Genomic DNA, 25,254 nt, shown 5'->3' with positions numbered 1-25,254 from the left:
CACCGGAATCAGCAACCTGGGACAGCCCTGCCCGAAGCACCACCGGCTCCGGCACACCACCGCCTGGAAACCCACCCCGGCCAGCACGAACGAACCACCCGGCTGGACCTCACCCACCGGCCGCCACTACACAAGCGAACACCAGGACTGGGAACCACCAACGTGGCCACCCGGGTTCCTGCCCGGCGAACGAAGCCTCCTCGAAGAGGCACTGCTTAAACACCTCGGCGTCTAAGCCGAAGCTGCTGCACTGCCGCGTCTTCAGTCCGGTCCGCCCGCACAAGTTGCGGCAGGTCCACGTCCCGGCGCCACCCTCCGCACCCGCCCCGCCTTGATGCTGGCACGGACGCCGCCGCGCGGCACCAAACCCCGCCATCCGCCGTCGGACTTTCCCCGCCACCGCGCATCCGGTTAGATTCATCAGCAAGATGACAAATTCACAGACTCCGATCCACGCAACCGCTTACTGGACCACCGCCAAGGAACACGGCGAGCTCAGGGCCGAAGAAGTGCCCGCGCCGGGGCCGGGCGAAGCTTTGGTGCGTGCCCTGTACTCCGGCATCAGCAAGGGCACCGAAATGGTGGTCCACGCCGGAGCCGTGCCGCCACGTGTCGCGGAAGAGATGCGTGCCCCACGCCAGGAGGGAACGTTCCCAGGGCCGGTGAAATTCGGCTACCTCTCGGTGGGAGTCGTGGAGGAAGGTCCTGAGGAGTGGAAGGGCCGGCGCGTCTTTTGCCTGAATCCGCATCAGGACCTCTATGTGGTGCCGGTGACCTCTCTAACCAGGGTTCCCGACAGCGTTCCATCCCGGCGGGCGGTCCTCACCGGCACGGTGGAAACCGCAGTCAACGCCCTGTGGGAAGCCGGGCCTCGGCTGGGCGACCGGATTGCCGTTGTCGGAGCCGGCCTGGTGGGCGGCATGGTGGCTACGCTGCTGCGCACCTTCCCGTTGCAGCGCCTGCAGTTGGTGGACCTCGATCCGGGCAGGAAAAAGCTCGCGGACACCCTGGGCGTGGACTTCGCCCACCCCGATGACGCCCTGGCGGACTGCGACATCGTGTTCCACTGCTCGGCCTCGCAGGAAGGCCTGGAGCGCAGCCTGCAGCTCGCCGGCGATGAAGGCGAAATCATCGAAATGTCCTGGTATGCCAACCGTGAGGTCACTGTGCCGCTGGGGGAGGACTTCCACGCCCGGCGGCTGTCCATCAGGGCGAGCCAGGTGGGCATGGTGGCGCGTTCCCGGCGCCACAGGCGCACCAATGCGGACCGCCTGGACCTGGCCGTATCGCTGCTAAAGGACCCCGTCTTCGACGCGTTCCTGACGGGATCGTCCCGGTTCGAGGACCTGCCTGGCGTGGTCCAGAGCCTGGCGGACGGCAGCCTGGAAGCCCTGTGCCACGTCGTCGAATACCCTGCCGGCAGTCCCGCGCCCAGCCCAGCCACCCACACCCCCAAAGACTTGAGGTAACAATGTTCAGCCTGACCATCCGCCGCCACTTCATGATTGCCCACAGCCTTCCCCGTGAGGCTTTCGGCCCCGCCCAGGGCCTGCACGGTGCAACCTTCGTCGCCGAGGTGGCCTTCCGCCGTCGCGCCCTGAATGCCGACGCGATCGTCCTGGACATCGGCGCCGCCGGGACCATCATCGAGGAGGTGCTCGCCGGCCTGAACTACCGCAACCTGGACGAGCACCCGGACTTCGAGGGCAAGCTCAGCACTACGGAAGCCCTCGCCGAGTACATCGCCCGGAAGGTGGCCGCAGAGATCAAGGACAACGACGACGGCCGTGAGCTCGCAGGACTGGAGGTCACCCTGCGCGAGAATCCTGACGCCTGGGCCACCTTTTCCCTGGACCTCACCGCGTAGCCATGCGTCCCATCCGGCTGCTGGTTCCCGGCAATATCCGCCACAGCTCAGGCGGCAACGTCTACAACGCGCGCCTGGTTGCGGGCCTGCAGGTACGGGGCGCGGAGGTGGAGGTGGTTGCCGTGGAGGGCAACTGGCCGGACGCCGGCGCCAAGGAACGACGCCGGCTGGGCACCCTCCTCGGAGCATGGGAACCTGAGGCACACCACGGGGACGCGGTGGCCATCGTGGACGGCCTGGTGGCGGTAGGTGCCCCGGATGAACTCGAATACGCCGCGAAGGCGGGCGGGGAAACGTGGGTCCTGGTGCATATGCCCGTTGAGGAAAGCTCCGGGGCTGCGGCCCTGGAACGCGAAGCGAGAGCCCTCCGTGCGGCAACCGGCGTGATCTGCACCAGCACGTCGTCTGCATCCCTCCTCCTGGAAAGGGGGCTTTCCCGGGTCACCGTTGTCCTTCCCGGCGTCAACCCCGCACCCCTGGCCCAGGGATCCAGGCCGCCGCACGTGGCGGTTATCGCCGCGCTGCTGCCCAACAAGGACCAGCTGCTGTCCGTGCATGCCCTGGCCCGGATCCAGGACCTTGAGTGGACTGCGTCGTTCGTGGGCTCCGAGCAGGCGGACCCGGACTACGCACGGGAGGTCCGGGCTGCCATTACTGCCCACGGGCTCCAGCGGCGGGTGCAGCTCACCGGCGAGCTCATTGGCGAAGCCCTGGAGGCCGAATGGGCGCGGACGGACCTGACCCTGCTGGTGTCGCGGCTGGAGGCTTTCGGTATGGCCGTCACCGAATCCCTGGCCCACGGCATTCCTGTTCTGGTCCGTGCCGGGACCGGGGCGGTGGAGGCGCTTGGCATGGGCGGGCTGGGAACGGCCGACGGCGAACCCCGCCTTCCGGGGGCAGTGCTTACCCTTCCAGACGGCGGACAGGAGAGTCCCGGCCGCCTGGCCAATGCACTGCGGGGTTGGCTGGTGGATGGAAAGACCCGGGAAAAATGGCGTTCAGCTGCGCTCGATGCGCGGACCAGGCTGCCGGGATGGAGCGAACCAGCGCAGGACGTGCTGGCCCTCCTGGAGGGACCCGGCGGACACGGGGAGCGGCAGGGCTAGAGGCTGCTCCGGTGGGCGGCGAAAAATTCGCGCAGCAGTAAAGCGCACTCTTCCCCGCGGACCCCGGGATACACCTCAACCCAGTGGTTCAGCCGGCGCTCGCGGAGGATATCGAATACCGATCCCGCAGCGCCGGCCTTCTCATCCCAGGCCCCGAACACAACCCGGGGAATCCTCGCCAGGACGATTGCGCCCGCACACATGGCGCAGGGTTCCAGGGTGACCACCAGCGTGCAGTCGGACAAGCGCCACCCGTCGCCCTGGCCGCCGCCGACCCGTGCCCGTTCCTGCAGCCGTCCGGCCGCCTCCCTGATGGCCACCACCTCGGCGTGGGCTGTGGGGTCGCCCAGCTCCTCCCGCTGGTTGCGTCCCGAACCCAGAACGTCGCCGTCGGGCCCTATCACTACGGCGCCGATGGGCACGTCCTCCGTGTCGAGCGCACGGCGGGCCTCCGCCAGGGCAAGGCCCATCCAGGCCTCGTGTTTCTTTTCGGGCAAGGGCATGGCTCAATGATAGTTTCGGGGTTAGTCAGGTTACTTGCCGATGCCGGGAGGCACCATGGACACTCTTCGGGACCGATTGGGTATTTGGTTCAAACCCTATGCGGCGTTGATCCTCACCATCCTTGTGGGCGGTGTGGTCATCGTGTCCCTGGCGCTGCTTGGGGCAGAGGTCTACGACGATGTGGTGGACTCCGCTGGCCTGGCCAACCTGGACAAGCCTGCCCTTGCCTTTGCCGAAGGCCTCCGCAGCCCCGGCCTTGACTCCTTTGTCACCGGTTTCACCAACATCGGCGGCGGCATCGGGATGCCCATCCTGGCCAGCATCCTCACCGCGTGGTTGACCTTCCTGAGCCGGAACTGGCGTCCGCTGGTCCTGATCGGCGGTGCAGCGGCAGCGTCCGTCACCGCCACCACGTTCGGCAAGAAGCTGGTGGGCCGTACCCGGCCCGACCATGCGGACGCCGTCCCCCCTTACGAGGATTCGCCATCCTTCCCCAGCGGGCACACCCTGAACACCACCGTGGTGATCAGTCTGGTGATCTACCTCATCTGCCTTCAGTTCCACACCATGCGGGTCCGGGTTACCGCCATCACCGCCGGCTCGATCTTCATCATCGCCATGGGCCTGAGCCGGGTCTTCCTGGGCCACCACTGGCTCACGGACGTTATGGCCGGCTGGATCCTGGGCCTGGCCTGGGTGGCAATCGTTATCCTGGCCCACCGGCTGTTCCACCTGGTCCGAAGGCGCGAGCACGCAGGGGCAGCGCCGTCGTTCGACCGTCCCATCGTCCGGGACGTGGTGGCCGAGGAACTGCACGACGGCGAACACTCCGGACGCGGGAAGGGCAGCGCCGAGTGATAGTTTTGGGGGATGCGCACTCTCGTTGTTGACCACCCCCTGGTCGCCCACAAGCTCACTGTCCTGAGGGACAAGAACACGCCGTCGCCGGTCTTCCGCCAGCTGACGGAAGAGCTGGTGACCCTGCTGGCCTACGAAGCCACTCGGGAGGTCCGCACCGAGCCCGTCACCATCGAGACGCCCGTCAGCACCACCGTCGGCACCGCCTTCACCAAGCCCACCCCGCTGGTGGTTCCCATCCTGCGCGCCGGCCTGGGAATGCTGGAAGGCATGACCAAGCTGGTTCCCACCGCTGAAGTGGGTTTCCTGGGCATGGCCCGGGACGAGGAGACACTGGACATCATCACCTACGCGGAGCGCCTGCCGGAGGACCTCACCGGCCGCCAGGTTTTCGTCCTGGACCCCATGCTGGCCACGGGCGGAACCCTGCGCGAAGCCATCAAGTTCCTGTTCAAGCGCGGCGCTTCCGACGTCACCTGCATCTGCCTGCTGGCCGCCCCCGAGGGCCTGGCGCGGCTGGAGGAGGAACTGTCAGGGGCCAACGTGCACATCGTCCTGGCCTCCATCGACGAGAAGCTCAACGAGAAGTCCTACATTGTCCCCGGGCTGGGCGACGCCGGCGACCGCCTCTACGGCATCGCCGGGTAGCACTTCGGCCCTGTTTGAACGGGCTCTTTCCCAACGGGTGTCCCGCCGCTAGCCTGTGCAGATGGACTGGAAACTCGAGCTTGTCTTTGTCCCCGTATCCGACGTTGACCGTGCCAAGGACTTCTACGTCAACAAAGTGGGCTTTAACGCCGACTACGACGAGCGGCCGTCGGACTCCATCCGCTTTGTGCAGTTGACGCCGCCGGGCTCGGCCTGCTCCATCTGCATCGGCGAAGGACTCGTCGACGCCCCGCCCGGCACGGGCTCCAACCTGCAGATGGTGGTCGACGACATCAATGCGGCGCATGACCAGCTCAAGAGCAACGGCGTGGATGTCAGCGATGTGGACGTCCAGGACTGGGGCCACTTCGTGTACTTCGCCGATCCGGACGGAAACAAGTGGGCTGTCCAGTACATCCCGTGGCGGAACGCCGGGCAGGGCGCTGGCGGGAACACCGGACAGGACGCCGGACCGGGCGCTGGTTAACCAAAGCGGCGGGCCGCATCATGATGATGCGGCCCGCCGCTTTGGTGCAGTTCCCCCGGCATCGCTGCCGCCGGGGGGAGGAGTGCCTAGTACCAGTTGTGGGCCAGGTGGAAGTTCAGGGCACCACAGGGCGACTGGTAGCTCTTCTTGATGTAGTCCAGGCCCCAATTGATCTGCGTGCGGTAGTTGGTGAGGTAGTCCGCGCCGGCGCTTGCCATCTTCTCAGCGGGCAGGGACTGGACGATGCCGTATGCCCCGCTGCTGGAATTGGTGGCCGTGGTGGTCCAGTCGGACTCCTTGGTCCACAGCGTCTGCAGGCACTGCATCTGGTCCGGTCCCCAGCCAAACGCCCCCAGCTGGCTGGCGGCGTACGCTTGGGCGCCTGCAGGATCGTTAACCGCGACGGCGCGAGCCGGCTCAGGTGCGGGGGCGGGCTCAGGCGCCGGGGCCGGGGCAGGCGCTGCGGGTGCTGCCGGTGCCGCTGCGGGGGCCGGTTCCGCTGCCTGCGGTGCCACGCTGATGGCAGCGGGCGCGGGGCTTGCTGCCGGGTTGGAGCGGATCTCGCTCTTCTCGATGCTCATTTGAGCGTCGGACGCTGACGTGGAAGGGTTGGACGCGGTGGATGACACCGGAGTCATGCTGCTGGTGGCCTGTCCTGCCGCGCCTACCCCCACCAGCACCGCGCACGATGCTGCAAGGACGGCGGCGCGCTGGCCCAGGGTGGTCTTCTTGGCCTGCTGCGCGGCCCTGTGTTTAGCCTTGGCCTGCAGCAGGCGTGCTTCTGCCGTGTTTTTGGACATGATTGATCGCCTCTCACACCTGCGGAGTTAGCTGTCGGGTTCGGATGAGGGCATCCGGCCGTACGGAAAGATCACGTACTGGCTTAACCCCAAGGGCATTCAATGCCCGGGACGGTGGGTCCCCCGCCTCTGCCGTAGCTCAATCGGAATCCGGGGAAGCGGCAGAGCTTGGCGTCGACCCGGGATATGCGGCCCGAACGGGGGCCGCACCCAATCGACGCTACAGGAAGTGCACGCGAAAGTCACATTTAGGTAACGGAAGTCACGATCCTCAGCGCGTTGATTTGCCGGATTCCCCGTTCGTAACCTCGGTCCCATTGGGGTATGGCCGCCCCATTTCATGAGCGCAGCGCGCCGACCGTTACAGTTCCCGTTACCCAGCCAACAGGTAGACGGTGGTGCCGCCAATGCTCTGCGCCGTGAAGTTGTTCGCCACCCACTGGGCGATCTGGGCGGCAGCGTCCGAACCGGTACTGGCCCGGATGGTTCCGCCTGTGATGAAGTAGTGGATCTTTCCCTGGGACACCAGATCCTGGAACTCCGCCAAGGTAGGGGCGGGATCTGTGCCGTTGAACCCACCCACCGCCATGACCGGCAGTTCCGTTGCCAACTGGTAACCGGCAGCGTTGTTCGAACCCACCACTGCCGCTGCCCAGGTGTAGCCTGAGGCGCCATTCCTGAGTGCTGCCACGAGTTCCGCGGACGGCGTTGGGGCGCCCAAGAGGCCTCCCAAGGCTCCGCCTCCGCGACCACTTGCAGCAGCGGTTCCGCCGGGAAGTGTTCCTCCGGGCGCGCCCTGCTGGCGGGCCGTGTTTCCCTGGGTTGCTGGCTGCCTGGTGCTGCCTGTCCCGGTCCCGCCAAGGCCGGTCCGGCCAGGGCCCGTCCCGCCAGGGCCGAAGCCCGACGACGGCCCGGCACTGACTATCGCCCCGCTGTGCGTTGTCGACGCCGTGGAAAGGGAGTACGCCAGCGGCCCGGTGAGCGACGCCGCAATGGCGAGCGCCGCCGTCGTCCGCTGCACGGCACGCCAGCGCAGGAACCTGCCGAACGCCACGCCCGCTGCGGCCGCCAGGCCTCCGGAAAGGACCAGCCAACGCAGCCCCGCGCCGTAGGCGGACGTGGTGCCAAGCAGCTGGAAGGCCATCAGGGCGGCCGCGGCCACCGCTGCGGCCAGCAGGAGTGCGGCGGGTGGCTGCTGCCGGTGCTGCCACAGGAGGACCGTGCCCAGCCCCGCAAGCCCGGCGATCCCCGGCGCCAGCGCCACGGCGTAGTAAGGGTGGATGATGCCCGCCATGAAGCTGAAGACCAGGCCCGTCACCAGCACCCACAAGCCCCAGATGATGACGGCGGTGCGGACCGCATCCGTCCGCGGTGCCCGCCGGCCCAACCACAGCAGGCCCGCCGCAAGGATCAGGGCGGACGGCAGCAGCCACGCGATCTGGCCGCCGAACTCGCTGTTGAACATCCGGAGCAGCCCGGGATCTCCCCAGCCGTTGCCGCCGCCCACACTGCCGGTCTCGTCGCCCGTCAGCCGGCCCAGCCCGTTGTAACCCAGCGTGAGCTCCAGGATGGAGTTGTTTTGCGATCCGCCGATGTAGGGACGCAGGCCGGCCGGCGTCAGCTCCACCGCCAGGAGCCACCACCCGGCGGAGGCCACCATGGCCGCTCCCGCCGCGGCCAGCCGGAGCAGGCGCCGCGGGAGCCTGTGCGGGCCTGCCAGCGCGTAGGCGATGGCGAATCCCGGAACCACCAGCAGGACCTGCAGCTGCTTGGCCAGGAAGCCGAAGCCCAGGAACACTCCGGCCAGCAGGAGCCAGCGCAACCGGTCCTCCTGGACTGCACGGAGGACCGCGTAGGCGGCTGCCGTCATGAGCAGCACCAGCAGGGCGTCCGGGTTGTTGAAGCGGAACATCAGCGTGGCAACGGGGGTGAGGGCCAGGACGGCTGCGGCGATCAGTCCTGCGCGGTGCGCCAGCCGTGGATCGGCCGTGGCAGGCGCCGCGGCCCGCCGTACGGCCAGGTAGAGCAGCCAGGCGGTGCCGACGCCCATCAGCGCCTGGGGGACCAGGATGCTCCAGGAACTGAGGCCGAAGATCCGGACGGACAACCCCATGACCCACAACGACGCCGGCGGCTTGTCCACCGTGATGGCGTTGGCGGCGTCGGAGGAGCCGAAAAACCAGGCCGCCCAGTCCTGCGATCCGGCCTGGGCCGCGGCGGAATAGAACGCGTTGGCCCAGCCGGATGCTCCAAGGTTCCACAAGTACAGCACGGCGGTCCCGGCCAGCACCGCTGCCAGTCCCAGCCGCCGCCGGAGCGCCCGCGGGTCCGGCCGGAAGCGGGCCGGGACAGGATGATGCGCGGCGGCAGGAGCACCGGCAGGGTGTCCGGTGTGGACCGACGCAGTGTGGACGGACACTGGGTAGTGGCTGGCCATTGAGTCCTACTTGGTGAGTTGGTACACGGTGGAGTTGCCTACGGTCTGGGCCTGGAAGTTGGCCTGGACCCAGGCGGCCACCTCTGAATTGCCGCGGCCACCCATGCCGCCGCCTCCCATGCCACCGCCTTGGATGAAGTAGCCGATCTCGCCCTTGGCCACCATGTCCTGGAACTGGGCGAGCGTGGGGTAGGGGTCCCCGCCGTTCCAACCGCCCAGGGCAATGACGTTGGTGTTCGTGGCGAGTTCCAGGCTGGCTGCCTGGCTGGCGCCGGAGACGATCGCGGACCACTTCGTGGTGGTGGCCTTCAGGAGTGCCGCCACCGCCGCATCTGCGGATCCTTCGCCCGGGCCCCCGGCGCCGCCGGCGCCCCCGGTACCGCCGGGGCCGGCTGCGCCGTCGATGCCGCCGAAGGGATCGAGTCCACCCGCGCCGTTGGCAGCGTCAGTGGCGGCCTCCCTGCCGTCAGCCCGTGCGCCGCCGAATCCAGCGGCACGGTTGCCGAAGCCACCCGCGGACGAACCCGCCGGGCCCGACGTCGGAATGGAACCGGAGTGGGCGGAAGCAGCGGTGGCGAGGGTCCACCCCGCTGTCCCAAGACCGCCGGCCAGGAGGGATACGACGACGACGGCGGCCGCACCGGCCCGGCGGAACCGTCCGGAGGCGCCCAGTTTCGAGGTGCCCGGTTTTGAGGTGCCCAGTGCATCGAGGCGGAGGAGGATTGCGGCGGCGGCGAGGACGCCGAGCACGATGATGGCGACCCGCAGCCAGGGGAGCCACGACGTGTCGCGGCCCAGCAGGACTGCCGACCACACAGAGGTGCCGAGGACGGTCACGGCGAGGACGATCCGGGCCGGCCAGTAGCTGCGGCCACGCCAGAGCTCCACTGCGCCTATGCCCACCAGCGCTGCGATCGCCGGCGCCAGTGCCACTGAGTAGTAGGGATGGACAATGCCGCTCATGAAGCTGAAGACACCTCCGGTGACCACGAGCCAGCCGCCCCACAGGATCAGGGCCGCGCGGCCCGGGGAGGTGCGTACTTCCCGGCGCGTGAACCAGAGGCCTGCCACCAGCAGGACCAGGGCGGCGGGCAGAAGCCACGAGACCTCACCGCCAAAGCTGGTGCCGAACATCCGCAGCAGCCCGGCCGCCCCGCCGAATCCGGCGTTGCCGCCGCCGAAGCCGCCTCCGGGACCGCCGGCAGCAGCACCCCCGGCCCCGCCGGGCATGCCCTCGCCGGAACCGGTGAGACGGGCCAGTCCGTTGTAGCCGAACGTCAGTTCAAGGAAGCTGTTGGTGCTGGACCCTGCCATGTACGGCCGCTCGGAGGCCGGTGTCAGCTGGAACAGGGCGATGTAGCTGCCGGCAACCACGACGATTCCGCCCAGCGCGCCAAGCAGGTGCACCAGCCGGCGCCCCACCGGCGTGGGTGCGGCCCACAGATAGGCCAGTCCCAGCGCGGGAACAATCAGGAAGCCCTGCAGCATCTTGGTCAGGAATGCCAGGCCAACCACGGCGCCGGCGGCCACCAGCCACTTCCAACCCGCCCTCTCAATGGCGCGGGTGGTGAAGTAGGCAGCAAGCACCAGGCACAGGGTGAGCATGGCGTCCGGGTTGTTGAACTTGAACATGAGCGCAGCCACCGGCGTCAGCGCCAGGGCAGCGCCGGCCAGCAGGCCTGCGGCAGGTCCCGAGACGCGTTTGACGGCCAAGTAGAGGAACCCGACGGCGGCCACCCCCATGAGTGCTTCCGGCACCAGCATGCTCAGTGGTGAAAAACCGAAGATGCGCCCTGCGAGGGCGGGGATCCAGAGTGCTGCCGGCGGCTTGTCCACCGTGATGGCGTTCCCTGCGTCCAGCGAGCCGAAAAGGAACGCCGTCCAGTCCTTGGTGCCGGCCTGGATGGCGGCTGCATAGAAGGAGTTTCCGTAGCCGGTTGCTGCCAGGTTCCACAGATACAGGACCGCCGTGGCTGCCAGGAGCCCCACGGCGGAAGGCCTCACCCAGCGGGGCTGCGCACCGAAGGCGTAGCGGGTCCAGCGGGGTGCGGTATCGGCCGCCCCGGGGGAGGAGGCAGCGTGGCCGGATGGCGACGGCTGCCGGCCGGCGGGTGAGCCGGCGTCCGCCGGCGAAATGGTGGAGGTCATGATGCTGCCGTTTCTGTCGAAGTGGGGGCGTCTTTGGTGGTCCGGTTGCCGTGGTTGCCGCGGAACACCCAGAGCCGGAACAGCAGGAACCGGACCGCCGTGGCTGCCAGGTTCGCCGCCACAACGGTGAGGACTTCCACCCACCGGTCAGGCGTCGTCGTCCGGTGTACAAAGGCGAGTGCTCCGGAGGTGAGCAGCAGGCCGATGCCGAACACGATCAGCCCTTCGAAGTGGTGCCGGACCGGGTTGCCGCCCTGGATGCCGAACGTGAAGCGCCTGTTGGCGCCAGTGTTGGCCACGGCGGTGATCAGCAGTGCAAGGAAGTTGGCCAACTGCGGGTCCATGAATCCCCGGCAGAACACGAAGATCAGGAGGTACGCCAGGGTTGAGGCGGCGCCAATCGCGGCGAACCGGACCAGCTGGCCGAAAAGGCTGCTGCCGCGTGTCTGCTCACCGGACCGCGAGGACGCCGGGATCGGACCCCGTGCCAGGGCTGCGCGCAGTTCCGGGACCGGGATGCGACCGTAGACCAAGTCGCGGGTGAGCCGGGCCATTCCCCTCACGTCGGCCAGTGCTGTGCGTACCACGTCCACGCTGGAATCGGGATCGTCGATCCAGTCAACGGGGACCTCATGGACACGCAGGCCGCAGCGTTCGGCGAGGACCAAAAGCTCGGTGTCGAAGAACCAGGAGTTGTCCACGGTGTAGGGCAGGATCTGCTGGGCGACGTCGGCGCGGATGGCTTTGAACCCGCACTGCGCGTCGCTGAACCGCGCGCCCATGAACGAGTGCAGCATCATGTTGTAGCTGCGTGAGATGAACTCCCGCTTGGGCCCGCGGACGACGCGGGAGTTGCGGGTCAGCCGGGTGCCGATGGCGAGGTCCGAATGCCCGGAAATCAGGGGCGCCAGCAGCGGCGGCAGGGCGGCGAGGTCGGTGGAAAGGTCCACGTCCATGTAGGCCAGCACCGGTGACGGGGAGGCCAGCCACACTTTGCGCAGGGCGTTGCCGCGGCCCTTCTCATCCAGGTGGACCGCCACGAGCTCAGGGAACTCCCGGGCCAGCCGCTCGGCGATCTTCAGGGTTCCATCCGTGCTGGCGTTGTCCGCCACGGTGATCCGGAAGCTGTGTGGAAAGGTATCCAGCAGGTGCCCGTGGAGCCGGCGAAGGCATTCCTCAAGGTCACGTTCCTCGTTGAAAACGGGAATGGTCACGTCAAGGACGGGGACGGTGGTACGGGTGTCCACGGGTGCGCGCCGCGCGGCATGTCCGCGGGAAGGAAGGCCCGCCGGGGCCACCGCGGCGTCCGGCAGGGTTCCTGAAGTGGAGTCGGTGAGCGTCATGGATCAACAGTGGCGCCGCCGGATTTGAGGGCTTTAGGCGCAACCTGTGATGTGCCTGTGTAACTGGCGCTGTGCAACCGGCGCTGTGCAATTGGCGCGGGCTTGGCCTTCAGTGGCCACCGCCCTCTGCGTGTGTGGCGGTCAGGCGGCGGCGGGTCCGGGCACGGGAAGGCGGACCGCAAACTCGGTCCTGCCTGGCCGGGACACCAGTTCCACCGTGCCTCCGTGGGCCATGACGATGGATTCGACGATGGACAGGCCCAGGCCCGACGAGCCTTCTGAGCCTGAGCGGGCGGCGTCGGCCCGGGTGAAGCGCGAAAAGATGTTGCCCTGGAATTCGGCGGGGATGCCGGGCCCGTCGTCGGTAACCGTCACCACCACGCTCCCATCGGCCGAGCGCATCAACCCGGTGGTTACGGTGGTGCCGGCCGGTGTGTGCTTCCGGGCGTTGGACAGCAGGTTGGCCAGAACCTGGTGCAGCTGGGTGGCATCCCCGCGGACCGTGACGGGCTCGTCGGGCAGCGTCAGCTGCCACGTGTGGTCCGGGGCCATGACCTTTTCATCGCTGACGGTTTCCACCACCAGCTGGGTAAGGTCCACATCGGTGGTTTCGGTTGCCTTGCCCTCATCAAGCCTGGCCAGCAGGAGCAGGTCCTCCACCAGCGCGGTCATGCGCTCGGACTGGCTTTGGACGCGGCCCAGTGACTTCCGGCCGTCCTCGGTAAAGGTCTCGGTCATGCGCATCAGCTCGGTGTACCCGCGGATGGCGGTCAGGGGCGTCCTGAGCTCATGGGAAGCGTCCGCAACGAACTGGCGCACCTTCATCTCGCTGCGCTGCCGGGCTTCCAGGGCGCTGGAGACGTTGTCCAGCATCAGGTTCAGGGCATGGCCCACGCTGCCCACCTCGGTGGTGGGATGCGCTGCGGACGGCGGTACGCGCACGGCAAGCGCCACCTCGCCGGCGTCGAGGGGCAGTTTGGAGACCTTGGTGGCGACGTCGGACAGCTGTTCCAGCGGACGCATGGTCCGGCGGATCAAGGCAGTGCCCGCAAGCCCGATCACGACCAGGCCGCCCAGTGACACCAGCACCATCGTGAGCACCAGCGAGGCCTCGGTGCTTTGTTTCGTTGCCAGCGGCAGGCCGGTGATCACCACGTCGCCGTAAGGGGTGGCCGTGGCCATCAGCCGGTAATCGCCGTTGGACAGCTTGCGGTCCACGGGAAGGCCATTGCGGGGCAACGCCTGCAGGGTGGCCACATCGGCGGAAGTCAGCGCCGTGCGGGTGGCATCGGAAGACAGGAAGCCCGCCTCCCGGCTGACCTGGCCGCCCACCACCCGTGCGTTGAGCGTCCCCACACTCTGGCCCCGGGCATCGAGGGGGTCCGGTCGGCCGGACGGGTTGCCCTCCGGCGGCCGTCCGCGGGAGGCCAGCATCAGCTGCGAGTCCAGCTGGTTGGTCAGGACCACATCCATGGAGGCGTAGCTGACCACGCCGATGGCGCTGGAGATGGCCACCAGGAGCGCCATGGAGAGCAGGATAAGGCGGGTGCGGAGGTGCCAGGTGGACGGGTTGAACCAGGACCGGCCGGTGGGCCGGGGGACACCGGAAAGAGACACGCGTTTCCTTTGGCTAGTCTGCGGGCTTGATGACGTAGCCTGCTCCGCGCACGGTGTGGATCATCGGCGGATGGTTGGCTTCGATCTTCTTGCGCAGGTAGGAAATGTACAGTTCCACGATGTTCGCCTGGCCGCCGAAGTCGTAATCCCAGACATGGTCCAGGATCTGGGCCTTGCTGACCACGCGCTTGGGGTTTTCCATCAGGTACCGGAGGAGCTCGAACTGTGTTGCCGTCAGCTGGATCCCTTCCCCGGCACGGGTGACTTCACGGGTGTCCACATTGAGCACCAGGTCGCCGACCACCAGTTCGGCAGTGTCCATGGCGGCCACGCCGGAACGCTGCACCAGCCGGTGCAGGCGCAGCAGGACTTCCTCCATGCTGAAGGGCTTGGTGACGTAGTCGTCCCCGCCGGCGGCCAGTCCCACAATGCGGTCCTGGACGTCGTCTTTGGCCGTCAGGAAGAGCGCAGGCACCTCCGGCGCAAAGGCGCGGATCCTGCCCAGCAGCTCCACGCCGTCGAACCCCGGCAGCATGACGTCCAGCACCAGGACATCCGGGTGGAAGTCCTTGGCGAGCTTGACGGCAGTGGGACCGTCCGCTGCCACGGCCACAGACCAGCCCGCCATGCGCAGGCCCATGCTCATGAGCTCGGACAGGCTCGGCTCGTCATCCACCACCAGGGCACGGATCGGCGACCCATCCGGGTGGGTGAGCTGGGGAAGGTTGTTGGTCATGGAGTGCGGGGATGCCATGGGACAACTCTCCGATCTGTCGGTTTGCCGACGCTTTGCCGTTGCTGTGCTCCAGCTGTGAGGTCCAGCCTAGCCACCTGAACCCAACGCAAGCTCTGCCTTGGGGATGCGGCCCCGAAGGTCACAGGCAGGCTTGGCCTGCCGCACAGCCGCCGCACAGCATGGCGGCAGACCCTGTTGGAACAACAGCATCACCACCATCAGTTTCAACTTCTTGGAGAAAGCCATGGATCAGCAAGACGACCGCGCCGTCCCCGGGGCATCGGGGCAACCCGGCGCCTCAGGACACACGCCCCAGCCGGCTCCAATCTGGGGCGGGGCAGCCGACGGCACCGACCGGGACGGGGCAGCCACAGGATGGGGTGTCCCCGCAGGCAGTACCAGCGGCCGCGGGGAGCCGGCCCGGTCACCCCAGGGGCAGCCTGTGCAGGGTTGGGGTTCATCCGCTTCCGCTGCGCCTTCCGCAGGCTGGGGAACGACGGCGGCACCTGGCCAGGCGCCAAACGCCGGCGGTGGGTGGGGCGTGCCGCAGCCGTACGCCTCCGGCACGTCTTCCCGTTCCGGGAAAGGAAACTGGACCGCGAAGAAGGGCCTGTTGGTAGGCGGCGTGGCGGTGGTTGTGGGCGCCGCGGCCGGTGCCGGCGCCTACGCTGCCGGAAACGGTGCCACTGCGGCGTCCGCGAACAACGGCCAGGGCACAGGTGCCGCGGGCCAGTTGGGCCCGGGAGGACAAAGCGGCATGACCGGACAGGGCGGCATGATGGGCCCCGGCGGCATGGGCATGGACGGCGGCCCCGGTGGCCTGGGGATGGGAGCGGCCGGCCTGAACGCTGCCGTCCACTCCGAATACGTGGTCCTCCAGGATTCGACCTACGTGACCATGGCGGGCCAGACAGGCACGGTCACGGAGGTTTCCGCGACCTCCCTGACCGTCAAGAGCGGGGACGGCTTCTCCCGTACCTATGCGGTCGGTTCCGGCGTGCAGGTCACGCAGGGAATGCGGCAGCGGGGCAGTGCATCCACCAGCAGCTCGCTCAGCATGTCCAACGTGACCACAGGAGCGGGCGTCCGGGTGACGGCCGTGAAGGATTCGGACACCTACACCGCCCAGACCATCCAGCTGGCAACATCCGGCACGGCAACCACTCCGGGCTCCGGAGCAAGCAGTAACTGACACGCAAAGACGAACGGGGCGAACCATATGGGGCCGGGCACTCGACGGTCCCGCGGCAAAAAAATTCTGGAGGAGAGGCAATGTCGGCTGGACAGGAGAGGGGCCTGTCCAGCCGATTCTATGTCAAACGGTTGAATTTCAGAGAGATTCGGTCAAATCTGATTCGAGCGAATAATGTTCTGCAAACGGGTAGATAGAAGGCCGTTCACCGGATAAGCATCAAAAATAAATCCCTCTTCCGAAATAGTGATCTACCGCACAATTCTGCGTTTCGTCTCACAATGCGGACGATTTGGTCCATTGTTACTTGCAAGTTGGCATTGTTACGCTGCACACTTCCAATGTGAACAAGAACTCAACAGCACCTGCAGCCGCAGAATATTGGCCCAGCACATCCGCTGCTGCCGACATGCGCTGTTGTCGAATGCACGCCTGACCTTCCCACCCAACGAAGTTCTTAGGCATTCGCCCCCAAGCCCAGCGTCGGGCGCCCATCCCCGGTTCCTGTGACGGGGAAGCCAGCATTCGAGCCGCGAAAACGGCCATTTCACATTGAGGTAAGCATTTCATGTCAGTTGCATCCGGATACGTCCACATCTCAGTCCGTAACGCCGCCAAGGCAGGCCAGCCCTCCGGCCTTCGTCCCGGTTTCGGCCCGCGCCCGGCACTCGCTCCCTCCACTCCCGGAAGCAGCTTCCCCGGCCAGGGTTTCGCCCCGCAGGGATACAACCCCAACTCATACGGGCAGCTCCGCGCCGTACATCCCGCAGACTCCGCGCCGGTGACCGCTCCCACCCCCGTCGTTCCCGGCGCCAACCAGGTCCGCCCTGTCGCCAACGAGAACGTCGCCCGCGGTTTCGTCCTCTACATGGGCATCGACGAGGAGACCGCGGCAGCAGCCGGAACCTCCATCGCCAAGCTCGCACAGGAAATCCGCGCATACGCCCAGTCGCTGGTCTCCGGCGCCGAAAGCTACGCCGCCGTCGCAGTAGCCCCGGCCGGCACCCCCGGTTCCGCTCTCGACGTCGTCCGTTCCACCTTCGGCGACCCCACCGTGAACTCCCGCCAGCGCTCGGAAACCCCGCGCCCTGCCCAGCCGCAGGAACCCCGCCCCTCCGGCGTGCTCATCGACCTCGCCCGCCGCGAAGTCCACCTCGACGGCGAATCCCTGAACCTGACGTTCAAGGAGTTCGAACTCCTCAACTACCTCGTCGAAAACGGAACCCGCACCGTGGGCCGTGACGAACTGCTCGAAGGTCTCTGGCGCAACGCCGAAGAGGTTCCCAACGAGCGCACCATCGACGTCCACATCCGCCGCCTCCGCTCCAAACTGGGCCGCCTCGCCAACACCGTCCGCACCGTCCGCGGCCAGGGCTACCGGTTCTACGAGCACCCGGAAGTTGTTGTCTGGGCCGCTCCGGAGTACTCGATCTAGTTCCTCTGTACGGGAGGCGCCCGCCCTCTGGGGATCCTCGTGTCACTGTGGGCATGCTTTTGCTGGGGCTAGGCTTGGGCCATGAGTTCGCACCATGTCCGACGCCTTGTGATCATGCGCCACGCCAAGGCCGACTGGCCCGGCGGGGTGGCCGACCATGAGCGGCCGCTCGAGGAGCGCGGGCACCGGGAGGCGCCGCTGGCCGGCCGCTGGCTGCTCAAGCACAACATCGTCCCGGACTTCATCCTGTGCTCCAGCGCGCTGCGCACGCGGCAGACCTGCACCTGGGTCTGCTCCGAACTCGGCGACAAAGCGCCGACGCCCAAGCTGGAAGACGGCCTGTATGCGGCCTCGGCCCTCCGGATGCTCACCGTGGTCAACCACGTGCCGGACACCGTGACCACCCTGATGGTGATCGCGCACCTGCCCGGCGTGCAGGACCTGGCCATGCACCTCGCCTCACGCGACTCCGACCACGACGCCTACATGGACGCCGCCACCCGCTTTCCCACCAATGCGCTTACGGTCCTGGAGACGGAGAAAACGTGGGCGGAACTCGATGGGCAGGATGCCCGGATCACCCGCTTCAAGGTGCCCCGGGCCCACTAGTCCCAGCCTCACCAGCTACCGGGCCCACTGGCTCCCAGCCTCACCGGCTCCTGGCCCATCCGCCGCGATGCCGCGCAGCAGCGCCGCGACGTGCCTGATGCCCGGACTGGCCGTCATGGTCCTGCGATGGACCAGCCCCACCTGCCGCGCCTGGACCGGATTGACCACTGGAATTGCGACGACGTCCGGAGGCAGCGCCGGGCGTCCCAGCCGGGGCACCAGGGCAACCGCCACGCCCTGCTCCACGAAAGCGATGTGCGTGGCAAAATCCGGATCGTAAACCCTGATGTCCGGAACCCGGCCCAGGTCGGCGAAGATCCGCAGGAGCGCTTCATTGCAGATCGCGCCGGCCGGCGTACTGATCCAGCGCTCGTCGACAAGCTGGGCAGGGTCAACTTCCGCCCTAAGCGCGAGTGGATGCCCGCGGTGGACCAGGACATCGGCCACGTCCTCGCACAGCCACTCCAGCGCCAGGTGCTCAGGGATCACCAGCGGCACGGAGTTCCAGTTGTGCACCAGGCCCAGGTCGGCTTCGCCGTTGGCTACCCTGGCCACGGCCTCGCGCGGGTCCTCCGCCAGGACGGAAATGTCGAGCGCCGCCCCCGACTGCCCAACCTGGGCCAGCAGAGGCCCCACCAGTCCGCGGCAGGCAGTGGAAAAGGAAACGATGCGGAGGCTGCCGCTGGGCTTCGCCGGGTCTGCCAGCAGCGTGGACTCCAACTCCTCCAGCTCTGCCAGGATGCGCCGCCCATATGCTGCCAGGGCCAGCCCCCGCTCGGTGAGCAGAACCCCGCGGCCGCGGCGTTCCAGGACGGCGAAGCCGCCCTCTTTCTCCAACTTCTTCACCTGCTGGGACACGGCGGACGGGCTGAATCCCGTGGCTTCCGCCGCCGCAATAACCGTCCCATGCTGCTCGATTGCCGCAAGGGCGCGCAGCGACCCGATGTCGATCATGAAGAAAACGTACACGATCCAGTGCTGAATTACGCGCTGGTGCTTCATTGATACCTCTGCCAGAGTGGGAGCGTGAGCCTGCGCGAATCCCTCCTTGCCGTCCTTGTAGCCCTGCTGTGGGGCCTGAATTTCGTGGCCATCGACATCGGGCTCCACGCCGGCGGCCGGAATTTTCCCCCGCTGCTGTTCGTCGCGCTGCGCTTCGTCCTGGTGGTTGTCCCCTGGATCTTCTTCATCAGGAGGCCGGACGTGGGCTGGAAGGCCATTATCGGCGTCGGACTTTTCATGAGCGCCGGCCAGTTCGGCCTTCTGTACCTTGCCATGGCGCTTGGCATGCCGGCCGGTCTTGCCTCGCTGGTGCTTCAGGCACAGGTGCTCCTGACCGTCCTGCTCGCCGCCGGGTTCCTGCATGAGCGGCCCAGCGCACGCCAGCTGGCGGGTGTCGGGCTGGGGGTAGCAGGACTCGCCCTGGTGGCCGTGGGACGAAGCGCCGTGGCACCGCTCCTGCCGCTGGTCATCGTCCTGGCGGCGGCACTGTCCTGGGCAGCCGGAAACGTCATTGCCCGGAAGGCCAGGGCTGCCTCCGGCCTGGGGCTGGTGGTCTGGTCTGGAGCTGTGGTGCCACTGCCGCTGGGGGCGTTGTCGCTGGTGGTTGACGGGCCGGGCGCCGTGTGGGACTCGCTGTCCAATCTCCAGGGGCCAACCATGCTCAGCGCCCTCTACACCGCTGTTTTCGCCTCACTGGTGGGCTACGGAATCTGGAACCGGCTCCTGGCCAGCCACCCGTCGTCGGCTGTTGTTCCGTTCACCTTGCTGGTCCCCGTGGTGGGCATGAGTGCTGCATGGCTGGTGCTCGGGGAGGTGCCGTCGCCAACGGAGCTGGCGGGCGGGCTGCTCCTCCTGGGCGGGGTGGCGACGGCGGTGCTCACCGGTGCAGGCAGGCGGCGTCAGCGTCGGGAAGCGGAGCCGCTCCCGGACCTGGGTGCCGGCCTGGCTGAGGGGGAGGCGGACGACGACGGGCGCCTGGCTGCCGTCGAAGAGCCGCCGGACGGTCTACGGGTGACGGAGGCCCGCTGAGGGGCGGAGGCCTGGTTGCCTGAGCGCGCGGAGGGACGCGTTGCCTGCGGACTTCCGCGCCTGGCGGAGGAAGGCCTGCGGGCCGGCATTGTCTGGCCCTTTCCCGGCCATAATGCACCCAGGAAGAGGATCCCGAACGTTCCGGCAAGGGCGCAGGCGGCACCCAGGAAGTAGTTGTCGGGGTCGTCCGTGGGGAGTGGGGTGCCCAGGAATGAGGACTGGCCGCTGAACGCCAGCTCCCACGTGCTGACGAACGCCAGGGAGAAGCCGAGTGCCAGGGCGGTCCCGGCGCCCGCGGACAGCAGGGCAAACCGCCGCCGCCTGACCAGGATCTCGGCAAGCGCGCCGAGGTAGGCCAGCCCCAGGACGCCCAGGAAAGCCAGGAAGACCGGTTCGGCCAGTGTCATCGCCGTGAGTACCAGCAGCCCCGCAGCGACGACGCCGCAGATGACCGCGAACTTTCCGCTCTTCCCCGTATGGCGCATGTGCTCCATCATCCCCGAGGAGCCGGCTCCTTGAGGACGTAGCCGCGCATGATGGCCATGATTGCTGCAACACTTTGGTCACGGGTGCGCTCGGGGTTGTAGGTCTGCCGGTCCAGGCCCACCACGAAGCAGGCCCCAAAGATGGCCGTCTCCAGGCTGCCCCGGGACACCGATTCGTCCACGGGATAGGCCCTGGCCACCCTTTCCACGGCCTGGCCAATGACCTCCAGGAGCTCGCGGCGCAGGACCGAAAAGGTGCCCTGCCATTCGCTGGGGATCCGCCAGTTCTCGCTGACCCACAGGCGGGCGAAGGAAGGGTACTCGGCCATGAAATCCATGGCCTGGCCGATCATCGCTTCCATGGCCAGCAAGGGGTCCCGGCCGGTGCCTTCGCTGTCCGCGGCCTCGAGCAGCTGCGCCTTGAGGATGTCCACACCGTGCCGCAGAAGCTGCGCGATCAGCTCCGATTTGCTGCCGAAGTTGTAGTAGACGGTGCCCTTGGAGACCCCGGCCGCCGCTGCGATCTCATCCACCGTGACACTGGCCGCGCCGCGCTCGCCGATCAGCTCCATGGAGGCATCGAACAGTTTCTGGCGGGTGGCGTTGGTGCGGGCGGGCCGGAGCCCTTTGCCCGCGGCCGTGGGTTCGGTGCTCATACCGCGATCTCCGGTTTCAGTGTCTTGAGCGTCCAGTATTTGTTCTTGCGTACTGCGAAGGTGGACATGGCCGCCCCCAGCAGGGTGTAGCCCAGCAGGCCCGCCAGCGTGGGGGCAATCATGGACAGGTCACCGCCGTAAATCAGGTGCCGCATCCCGGTCACCACGTAACCCATGGGCAGGACCTGATGCACCACGTGCAGCGGCTGCGGGGTGGTCTGCCACGGGAACGTGCCGCCGGATGACACCAGCTGCAGGACCAGCAGGATGAGCACCACCAGCTTGCCCGGCGAACCCAGCAGCGCCACCACACCCTGGATGAGCGCGCTGAACGCCATGGCAGCGGCGAGCATGAACAGCCACATCAGGACCGGGTGCGCCGGGTCCAGGCCCAGGGCCACGTCCACCACCAGGGTCAGCAGCGACGCCTGCACCACCGAGACCAGCAGGAAGGGAAGCCAGCCGCCCAACGCGATCTTCCACGACGGCGCGTTGGAGGCCAGTGCCCGCTGGGTGATGGGGCGCATGGCCTGGACCAGCATGAAGATCCCGATCCACAGGGCGAGCGTGAGGAAGAACGGCGCCAGCCCCGCACCGTACGATCCGGCCTTGGCCTGCGAGACGTTGCTGACCGCCACAGGATCGGCCATGACCTGGGACAGGTTGCTCTTCTGGGCATCGTCCGGGTTGGGGACCTGGCCGGCGCCCTTCCCGATCTCGTCGGCGAGAGTACCGGACCCCGTCGCGGCCTGGGCCGCTCCGTCGGACACCTGCGCTGCCCCCGCATCCACCTTCCGTGCTCCGTCCGCAAGGCCGGCGGCACCGTCGACGGCGGACTGCTCACCGGCTGCCAGCGCGGCAGCGCCCGTGTGCAGCTGGTCAGCCCCTGCCGAGGCCTGCGCGATCGCGTCCCTGAGGGCCGGCATCCCGGCCGCCAGCTGGGCTGCGCCGACACTGACCGCCTCGGAACCGCTGGCCAGCTGCTGGACCTGGGCCGCATCCGTCTGGATCCTGCTTTTGGCCGCTGCCACGGGGCTGGATGCCGCGGCGGCGTCGAAATCCGCCAGCACCTTGTCCGCCTGCTCCTGCGTCAGGACGCCCGAGGCGACGAGCCTGCTGTTGGACTCCACCACCCGGGAGCGCAGTCCCTGGTCCGCTGCCTCCAGCTGCGCCGCCACATCCTGGACCTTGGCGTTCAACTGGGCGTTCCCGGCAGCCACCTGGGCGGCGCCGGACGCGAGGGTCTGGGTATCGGTTGGCAGGGTGGCCGTCTTGTCCTTCAGGACTGACAGTCCGCTGCTGAGCTGCCCCGCGCCGTCGGTCAGCTGGTTGGCGCCGTCCCGCAGCTTCAGCTGGCCGGCGTACAACTGGTCCGCCCCGCTGCTCAGGGCCGAGGTCCCCTCGTGGAGGGTGACCGTTCCGTCCCTGAGCGTGGCCACGCCGTCTGCCAGCCGGGTGGCACCGTCCGCGGCCTGGACCATCTTGGAGTGGATGGTGCCGAACCCGGTGAGCAGCTGGTTGGCGGTCTCCTCACCCACCTCCTTGGCGACACTGGAGTGCACGGCAGTGGTCAGCTTGTCCACGATCGTGCTCAGGAGGTAGTTGTTGGCGTCGTTCGTGGTCACGTTCAACATGGCCTGGCTGGCCGAGTCGAAGCTGCCGGGCGATACCAGGTTGGCCGAAAAGTCCTTGGGGATCTTCAGTGCGAAGGCGTACTGCCCACTGCTCACGCCCGCGTCGGCCTCCGTGGAGCTGGCCACCGGCACCCAGTGGAAGACATTGCCTTCCACCAGGCTGTCCGCCACTTTTGTTCCGGCCTCAAGCCGGCTGCCGTCCGCCGTGGTTGCGCCCGCATCCTCCACCACCAGGGCTGCGTCCAGGTTGTTGAGGTGGCCGTACGGATCCCAGTTCGCGTAGAGGTACACCGCGCCGTAGAGGAGGGGGACCATGGTCAGCGCCAGAATGGTCAGCTTGGGGAGCAGGCCGCCGGTCATGCGCTTGAGTTCGGAGCGGGCCAGCCGCAGGACAGTCACTTGGCAACCTCTGTTTCGAGTGGGGTTTCCTGGTTTTCCGGGTCCGGCCCGGCTTCCGCGGCAGGGGCCGGCTCCGGGGCGGCGTTGCCGATGGCGGCGACGGGCCCGTCCCATGAGCCGGGGACGGCGCTGACGGCCGCAACCACGGCAAGCGGCCGCCCGCCGTCGTACGCCAGCTGCTGCAGGCGCGGCAGCCAGGTGTGCTCATCTGCACTGTGGCGGTCCGGGGAATCCACCACCAGCAGGTCCGTGCGGGGGTTGGCCAGGGCCAGCGCCGTGAGGAGTTCGAGCCGCCGGCGGGGTTCAAGCTGTTCCGTCCAGAGGCCCGCGATGTCCTCGAACCGGTTGACCTTGAGCCACGGGCCGCTGAGCAATGCCCCGCGGTAGCGCCGGGGTATCAGGGCCAGGTCCTCGGTCACCAGGTCGCGGACGCTGAGGTGTTCTTCAGGTTCATTGACGCCGGGGGAGTCCACCAGGGCCGCTGCCAGGCGGAGCTGTTTGGCCCGGGGACTGTTGTCCCAGCCGACCTGGCCGCCCGAAGCCTTCATCCTCCCGCTGAGCAGGAGGGACAAAGCGGTGCGCTGGTCCTGGCGGTCACCGGTAACGAGCAGCAGTTCGCCGCGGCCCAAGGCCAGCGAGGTTGGCGGAAGCAGCGGGTCCCGGCGTCCTTTGGCATGGAGCTGGAGTGCTGAGAGCAAGGCTTGCCTTTCGCAGGAATGGTCTGCATCAAGGCTAACCGAACTGACTGGTCAGTTCAAATAAGTGTCACAGGCCGTACTTCTCCAGCAGCCGGAGCCACACCTCACTGATGGTGGGGTAGGAGGGGACGGCATGCCACAGGCGGTCCAGCGGCACCTCGCCCACCACGGCGATCGTGGCCGCGTGCAGCAGTTCCGCCACGTCCGGGCCGGCGAACGTTGCGCCAAGGAGGACCCGTCGGTCTTCATCAACCACCAGTTGGGCCCAGCCTTCGTAGTTCTCCGAATGGAGCGACGATCCGGCCACCTGGATGGGCAGCTCCACCGAGGATGCGTTGTACCCGTCCTTCCTGGCCGCCTGCAGGGTGCGTCCCACGCTGGCCAGCTCGGGGTCCGTGAAGACGACGCTGGGCACGGCGTGCTGGTTGGCCGTCTGGGCGAAGCGGGTCCACTCGCCGGGCGTGCCCTTGAGCTCGCCCCTGGCCCGTGCGGCAATGGCGTCAGCGGTGGCCCGCGCCTCGTACTTGCCCTGGTGGGTGAAAAGGTTATGGCCGGCGGCGTCTCCCACCGCGTACAGCCAGGGTTCGTCACCGGGGGTTCCCTGGACCAGGCCGGAGGTGTCCGTGGTGAGCGAAAGGTGCCCGGAGCCGTCCGGCTCGAACCCGACGCTCTCCAGGCCCAGGCCTTCGAGGGCCGGATGCCGGCCCGTTGAGACCAGGACCTTCTCGGCCGTGACGTCGGTTCCGTCGCCCAGGCTGACGGTGAGGGTGCCGTCGCCGTTCTCGCTGATGCGCTTGGTGGCGGTGTTCAAGCGGAGTTCGACGCCGTCCGCGCGCAGTCCTGCCGCAACCAGTGCCGCGGCCTCCTCCGGAAAGTTGCCCAGCAGCCCGCTGCGCGCCACCAGGGTCACGCTGGAGCCCAGGCGGGCGAAGGCCTGGGCCAGTTCGGCGCCGGCCACGCCGCCGCCCAATACTGCCAGGCGCTCCGGAACCTCGGCCGCCGATGTGGCTTCACGGGTTCCCCAGACCTGTACATCCTGCAGGCCGTCGATGGGCGGGGTGTTGGGGGTGGAGCCGGTGGCGAGTACTACGGCATGCCGCGCCCGCAGCAGGTGGCGGGTACCGTCCAGGCCTGCCACCTCCACCGCCCTGGGGGCGGTCAGCCATGCATGGCCGCGCACCAGGTCGATGCCGGTGTCCTCCACCCATGAGACCTGGCTGTCGTCCTGCCAGTTGGAGGTGAAATAGTTTCGGCGTTCCAGGACGGCCGCGGCATCGAGGGTACGGGTGACTGCTTCCTTGGCGCCCGGCGTCGTCTGTGCTCCGTGCAGCGCGGTGCCGGGCCGCAGGAGTGCCTTCGATGGCATGCAGGCCCAGTAGGAGCACTCGCCGCCCACCAGTTCCGCTTCCACGAGCACGGCGGTGAGCCCGCCCTCCACAACGCGGCCGGCCACGTTTTCCCCCACGGCGCCTGCGCCGATAACAACAACATCAAATTCGCGCTCAGCGGCGTCGGGCATCATGTGCAAAGCCTAGCCGGGGATCACGGGCCCGGCTGCACAAAA

The 25,254-nt window shown here is 67.9% G+C and carries 23 protein-coding genes and 1 riboswitch; of the genes, 11 read left to right on the top strand and 12 right to left on the bottom strand.

Going from position 1 to position 25,254, the window contains the following annotated elements; genetic code table 11:
- The 4 genes from ASG79_RS23715 to ASG79_RS06100 form a co-directional block, all read left to right on the top strand.
- Positions 1-235, top strand: a 235-nt coding sequence (locus ASG79_RS23715; RefSeq protein ID WP_056389317.1) for a hypothetical protein, incomplete at its 5' end; no start/stop codon positions are given.
- Between the two features lie 193 nt (positions 236-428).
- Positions 429-1,469 (top strand): zinc-dependent alcohol dehydrogenase, encoded by a 1,041-nt coding sequence (locus ASG79_RS06110; RefSeq protein ID WP_056389314.1) that lies wholly within the window; start codon positions 429-431, stop codon positions 1,467-1,469.
- A gap of 2 nt (positions 1,470-1,471) precedes the next feature.
- Positions 1,472-1,867, top strand: a complete 396-nt coding sequence (locus ASG79_RS06105; RefSeq protein ID WP_018771245.1) for a 6-pyruvoyl trahydropterin synthase family protein — start codon at positions 1,472-1,474, stop codon at positions 1,865-1,867.
- Positions 1,868-1,869: 2 nt separating this feature from the next.
- Positions 1,870-2,973, top strand: a complete 1,104-nt coding sequence (locus tag ASG79_RS06100) for a glycosyltransferase family 4 protein (RefSeq protein WP_056389311.1) — start codon at positions 1,870-1,872, stop codon at positions 2,971-2,973.
- Here ASG79_RS06100 and tadA read toward each other — a convergent pair.
- Positions 2,970-3,476 (bottom strand): tRNA adenosine(34) deaminase TadA, encoded by a 507-nt coding sequence (gene tadA, locus ASG79_RS06095; RefSeq protein WP_056389308.1) that lies wholly within the window; start codon positions 3,474-3,476, stop codon positions 2,970-2,972. The genes ASG79_RS06100 and tadA overlap by 4 nt on opposite strands.
- A gap of 55 nt (positions 3,477-3,531) precedes the next feature.
- Here tadA and ASG79_RS06090 point away from each other — a divergent pair, with 55 nt between their 5' ends.
- The 3 genes from ASG79_RS06090 to ASG79_RS06080 all read left to right on the top strand — a co-directional run bounded on the left by ASG79_RS06090 (position 3,532) and on the right by ASG79_RS06080 (position 5,470).
- Positions 3,532-4,335: a phosphatase PAP2 family protein gene (locus ASG79_RS06090; RefSeq protein WP_043425400.1), complete on the top strand. Its 804-nt coding sequence runs from the start codon at positions 3,532-3,534 to the stop codon at positions 4,333-4,335.
- A 12-nt stretch (positions 4,336-4,347) separates the two neighbouring features.
- Positions 4,348-4,983: a uracil phosphoribosyltransferase gene (upp, locus tag ASG79_RS06085; protein ID WP_018771241.1), complete on the top strand. Its 636-nt coding sequence runs from the start codon at positions 4,348-4,350 to the stop codon at positions 4,981-4,983.
- A gap of 61 nt (positions 4,984-5,044) precedes the next feature.
- Complete coding sequence (locus tag ASG79_RS06080; RefSeq protein ID WP_056389305.1) at positions 5,045-5,470, top strand: VOC family protein; 426 nt, start codon at positions 5,045-5,047, stop codon at positions 5,468-5,470.
- Between the two features lie 86 nt (positions 5,471-5,556).
- On the opposite strand, the gene ASG79_RS06075 is transcribed toward ASG79_RS06080, so the two are convergent.
- The 6 genes from ASG79_RS06075 to ASG79_RS06050 all read right to left on the bottom strand — a co-directional run bounded on the left by ASG79_RS06075 (position 5,557) and on the right by ASG79_RS06050 (position 14,569).
- Positions 5,557-6,270 carry a hypothetical protein gene (locus ASG79_RS06075; protein ID WP_018771239.1) on the bottom strand — a complete coding sequence of 238 codons (714 nt, stop codon included), beginning with the start codon at positions 6,268-6,270 and terminating at the stop codon, positions 5,557-5,559.
- Positions 6,271-6,275: 5 nt separating this feature from the next.
- Positions 6,276-6,436: riboswitch (cyclic di-AMP (ydaO/yuaA leader) on the bottom strand.
- A 207-nt stretch (positions 6,437-6,643) separates the two neighbouring features.
- Complete coding sequence (locus tag ASG79_RS06070; protein ID WP_056389302.1) at positions 6,644-8,707, bottom strand: ArnT family glycosyltransferase; 2,064 nt, start codon at positions 8,705-8,707, stop codon at positions 6,644-6,646.
- 6 nt (positions 8,708-8,713) lie between these two features.
- Positions 8,714-10,855 carry an ArnT family glycosyltransferase gene (locus tag ASG79_RS24290; protein WP_056389299.1) on the bottom strand — a complete coding sequence of 714 codons (2,142 nt, stop codon included), beginning with the start codon at positions 10,853-10,855 and terminating at the stop codon, positions 8,714-8,716.
- Entirely contained in the window at positions 10,852-12,198 is a 1,347-nt protein-coding gene (locus ASG79_RS06060) for a bifunctional glycosyltransferase family 2/GtrA family protein (RefSeq protein ID WP_018771236.1), read from the bottom strand. The genes ASG79_RS24290 and ASG79_RS06060 overlap by 4 nt, the downstream gene beginning before the upstream one ends.
- Before the next feature lie 141 nt (positions 12,199-12,339).
- Positions 12,340-13,815 carry a sensor histidine kinase gene (locus ASG79_RS06055; protein WP_018771235.1) on the bottom strand — a complete coding sequence of 492 codons (1,476 nt, stop codon included), beginning with the start codon at positions 13,813-13,815 and terminating at the stop codon, positions 12,340-12,342.
- A 13-nt stretch (positions 13,816-13,828) separates the two neighbouring features.
- Positions 13,829-14,569, bottom strand: a complete 741-nt coding sequence (locus ASG79_RS06050) for a response regulator transcription factor (protein ID WP_018771234.1) — start codon at positions 14,567-14,569, stop codon at positions 13,829-13,831.
- A gap of 226 nt (positions 14,570-14,795) precedes the next feature.
- On the opposite strand from ASG79_RS06050, the gene ASG79_RS06045 reads away from it, so the two are divergent.
- The 3 genes from ASG79_RS06045 (at position 14,796) to ASG79_RS06035 (ending at position 17,787) form a co-directional block, all read left to right on the top strand.
- Positions 14,796-15,743 carry a hypothetical protein gene (locus ASG79_RS06045; RefSeq protein ID WP_156400175.1) on the top strand — a complete coding sequence of 316 codons (948 nt, stop codon included), beginning with the start codon at positions 14,796-14,798 and terminating at the stop codon, positions 15,741-15,743.
- Positions 15,744-16,311: 568 nt separating this feature from the next.
- The gene (locus tag ASG79_RS06040) at positions 16,312-17,178 is read left to right on the top strand and encodes a winged helix-turn-helix domain-containing protein (RefSeq protein ID WP_056389294.1); all 867 of its coding nucleotides are present in this window, start codon (positions 16,312-16,314) and stop codon (positions 17,176-17,178) included.
- Between the two features lie 81 nt (positions 17,179-17,259).
- Positions 17,260-17,787 (top strand): SixA phosphatase family protein, encoded by a 528-nt coding sequence (locus ASG79_RS06035; protein WP_026266065.1) that lies wholly within the window; start codon positions 17,260-17,262, stop codon positions 17,785-17,787.
- Positions 17,788-17,802: 15 nt separating this feature from the next.
- Here ASG79_RS06035 and ASG79_RS06030 read toward each other — a convergent pair whose 3' ends face one another.
- The gene (locus ASG79_RS06030) at positions 17,803-18,741 is read right to left on the bottom strand and encodes a LysR family transcriptional regulator (protein ID WP_056389323.1); all 939 of its coding nucleotides are present in this window, start codon (positions 18,739-18,741) and stop codon (positions 17,803-17,805) included.
- A 72-nt stretch (positions 18,742-18,813) separates the two neighbouring features.
- On the opposite strand from ASG79_RS06030, the gene ASG79_RS06025 reads away from it, so the two are divergent.
- Entirely contained in the window at positions 18,814-19,818 is a 1,005-nt protein-coding gene (locus ASG79_RS06025; RefSeq protein WP_056389291.1) for an EamA family transporter, read from the top strand.
- Positions 19,819-20,311: 493 nt separating this feature from the next.
- Here the strand turns inward: ASG79_RS06025 and ASG79_RS06020 are convergent, their stop codons facing one another.
- From ASG79_RS06020 to ASG79_RS06005, 4 genes are all read right to left on the bottom strand, one after another.
- Entirely contained in the window at positions 20,312-20,959 is a 648-nt protein-coding gene (locus tag ASG79_RS06020) for a TetR/AcrR family transcriptional regulator (protein WP_056389288.1), read from the bottom strand.
- The gene (locus ASG79_RS06015) at positions 20,956-22,992 is read right to left on the bottom strand and encodes a YhgE/Pip domain-containing protein (RefSeq protein WP_056389284.1); all 2,037 of its coding nucleotides are present in this window, start codon (positions 22,990-22,992) and stop codon (positions 20,956-20,958) included. The genes ASG79_RS06020 and ASG79_RS06015 overlap by 4 nt, the downstream gene beginning before the upstream one ends.
- Positions 22,989-23,690, bottom strand: coding sequence for a hypothetical protein (locus ASG79_RS06010; RefSeq protein ID WP_056389282.1), 702 nt, complete (start codon positions 23,688-23,690; stop codon positions 22,989-22,991). Before ASG79_RS06010 ends, ASG79_RS06015 begins: the two co-directional genes overlap by 4 nt.
- Positions 23,691-23,757: 67 nt before the next feature.
- Complete coding sequence (locus ASG79_RS06005) at positions 23,758-25,212, bottom strand: dihydrolipoyl dehydrogenase family protein (protein ID WP_056389281.1); 1,455 nt, start codon at positions 25,210-25,212, stop codon at positions 23,758-23,760.
- Positions 25,213-25,254: the final 42 nt, after the last annotated feature.

The sequence above is a fragment of the Arthrobacter sp. Soil761 genome (genome assembly GCF_001428325.1).
Classification (GTDB): domain Bacteria; phylum Actinomycetota; class Actinomycetes; order Actinomycetales; family Micrococcaceae; genus Arthrobacter.
Note: the sequence above shows the minus strand (reverse complement) of the source record. Positions and strands in the feature narration are given on the sequence as shown.

Excerpts from the sequence above, each read along its gene's own strand:
- ASG79_RS06110 (WP_056389314.1), top strand. The coding sequence starts at position 429 with ATGACAAATTCACAGACTCCGATCCACGCAACCGCTTACTGGACCACC.
- ASG79_RS06105 (WP_018771245.1), top strand. The coding sequence starts at position 1,472 with ATGTTCAGCCTGACCATCCGCCGCCACTTCATGATTGCCCACAGCCTT.
- ASG79_RS06100 (WP_056389311.1), top strand. The coding sequence starts at position 1,870 with ATGCGTCCCATCCGGCTGCTGGTTCCCGGCAATATCCGCCACAGCTCA.
- tadA (WP_056389308.1), bottom strand. The coding sequence starts at position 3,476 with ATGCCCTTGCCCGAAAAGAAACACGAGGCCTGGATGGGCCTTGCCCTG.
- ASG79_RS06090 (WP_043425400.1), top strand. The coding sequence starts at position 3,532 with ATGGACACTCTTCGGGACCGATTGGGTATTTGGTTCAAACCCTATGCG.
- upp (WP_018771241.1), top strand. The coding sequence starts at position 4,348 with ATGCGCACTCTCGTTGTTGACCACCCCCTGGTCGCCCACAAGCTCACT.
- ASG79_RS06080 (WP_056389305.1), top strand. The coding sequence starts at position 5,045 with ATGGACTGGAAACTCGAGCTTGTCTTTGTCCCCGTATCCGACGTTGAC.
- ASG79_RS06075 (WP_018771239.1), bottom strand. The coding sequence starts at position 6,270 with ATGTCCAAAAACACGGCAGAAGCACGCCTGCTGCAGGCCAAGGCTAAA.
- ASG79_RS06070 (WP_056389302.1), bottom strand. The coding sequence starts at position 8,707 with ATGGCCAGCCACTACCCAGTGTCCGTCCACACTGCGTCGGTCCACACC.
- ASG79_RS24290 (WP_056389299.1), bottom strand. The coding sequence starts at position 10,855 with ATGACCTCCACCATTTCGCCGGCGGACGCCGGCTCACCCGCCGGCCGG.
- ASG79_RS06060 (WP_018771236.1), bottom strand. The coding sequence starts at position 12,198 with ATGACGCTCACCGACTCCACTTCAGGAACCCTGCCGGACGCCGCGGTG.
- ASG79_RS06050 (WP_018771234.1), bottom strand. The coding sequence starts at position 14,569 with ATGGCATCCCCGCACTCCATGACCAACAACCTTCCCCAGCTCACCCAC.
- ASG79_RS06045 (WP_156400175.1), top strand. The coding sequence starts at position 14,796 with ATGGATCAGCAAGACGACCGCGCCGTCCCCGGGGCATCGGGGCAACCC.
- ASG79_RS06040 (WP_056389294.1), top strand. The coding sequence starts at position 16,312 with ATGTCAGTTGCATCCGGATACGTCCACATCTCAGTCCGTAACGCCGCC.
- ASG79_RS06035 (WP_026266065.1), top strand. The coding sequence starts at position 17,260 with ATGAGTTCGCACCATGTCCGACGCCTTGTGATCATGCGCCACGCCAAG.
- ASG79_RS06030 (WP_056389323.1), bottom strand. The coding sequence starts at position 18,741 with ATGATCGACATCGGGTCGCTGCGCGCCCTTGCGGCAATCGAGCAGCAT.
- ASG79_RS06020 (WP_056389288.1), bottom strand. The coding sequence starts at position 20,959 with ATGAGCACCGAACCCACGGCCGCGGGCAAAGGGCTCCGGCCCGCCCGC.
- ASG79_RS06005 (WP_056389281.1), bottom strand. The coding sequence starts at position 25,212 with ATGATGCCCGACGCCGCTGAGCGCGAATTTGATGTTGTTGTTATCGGC.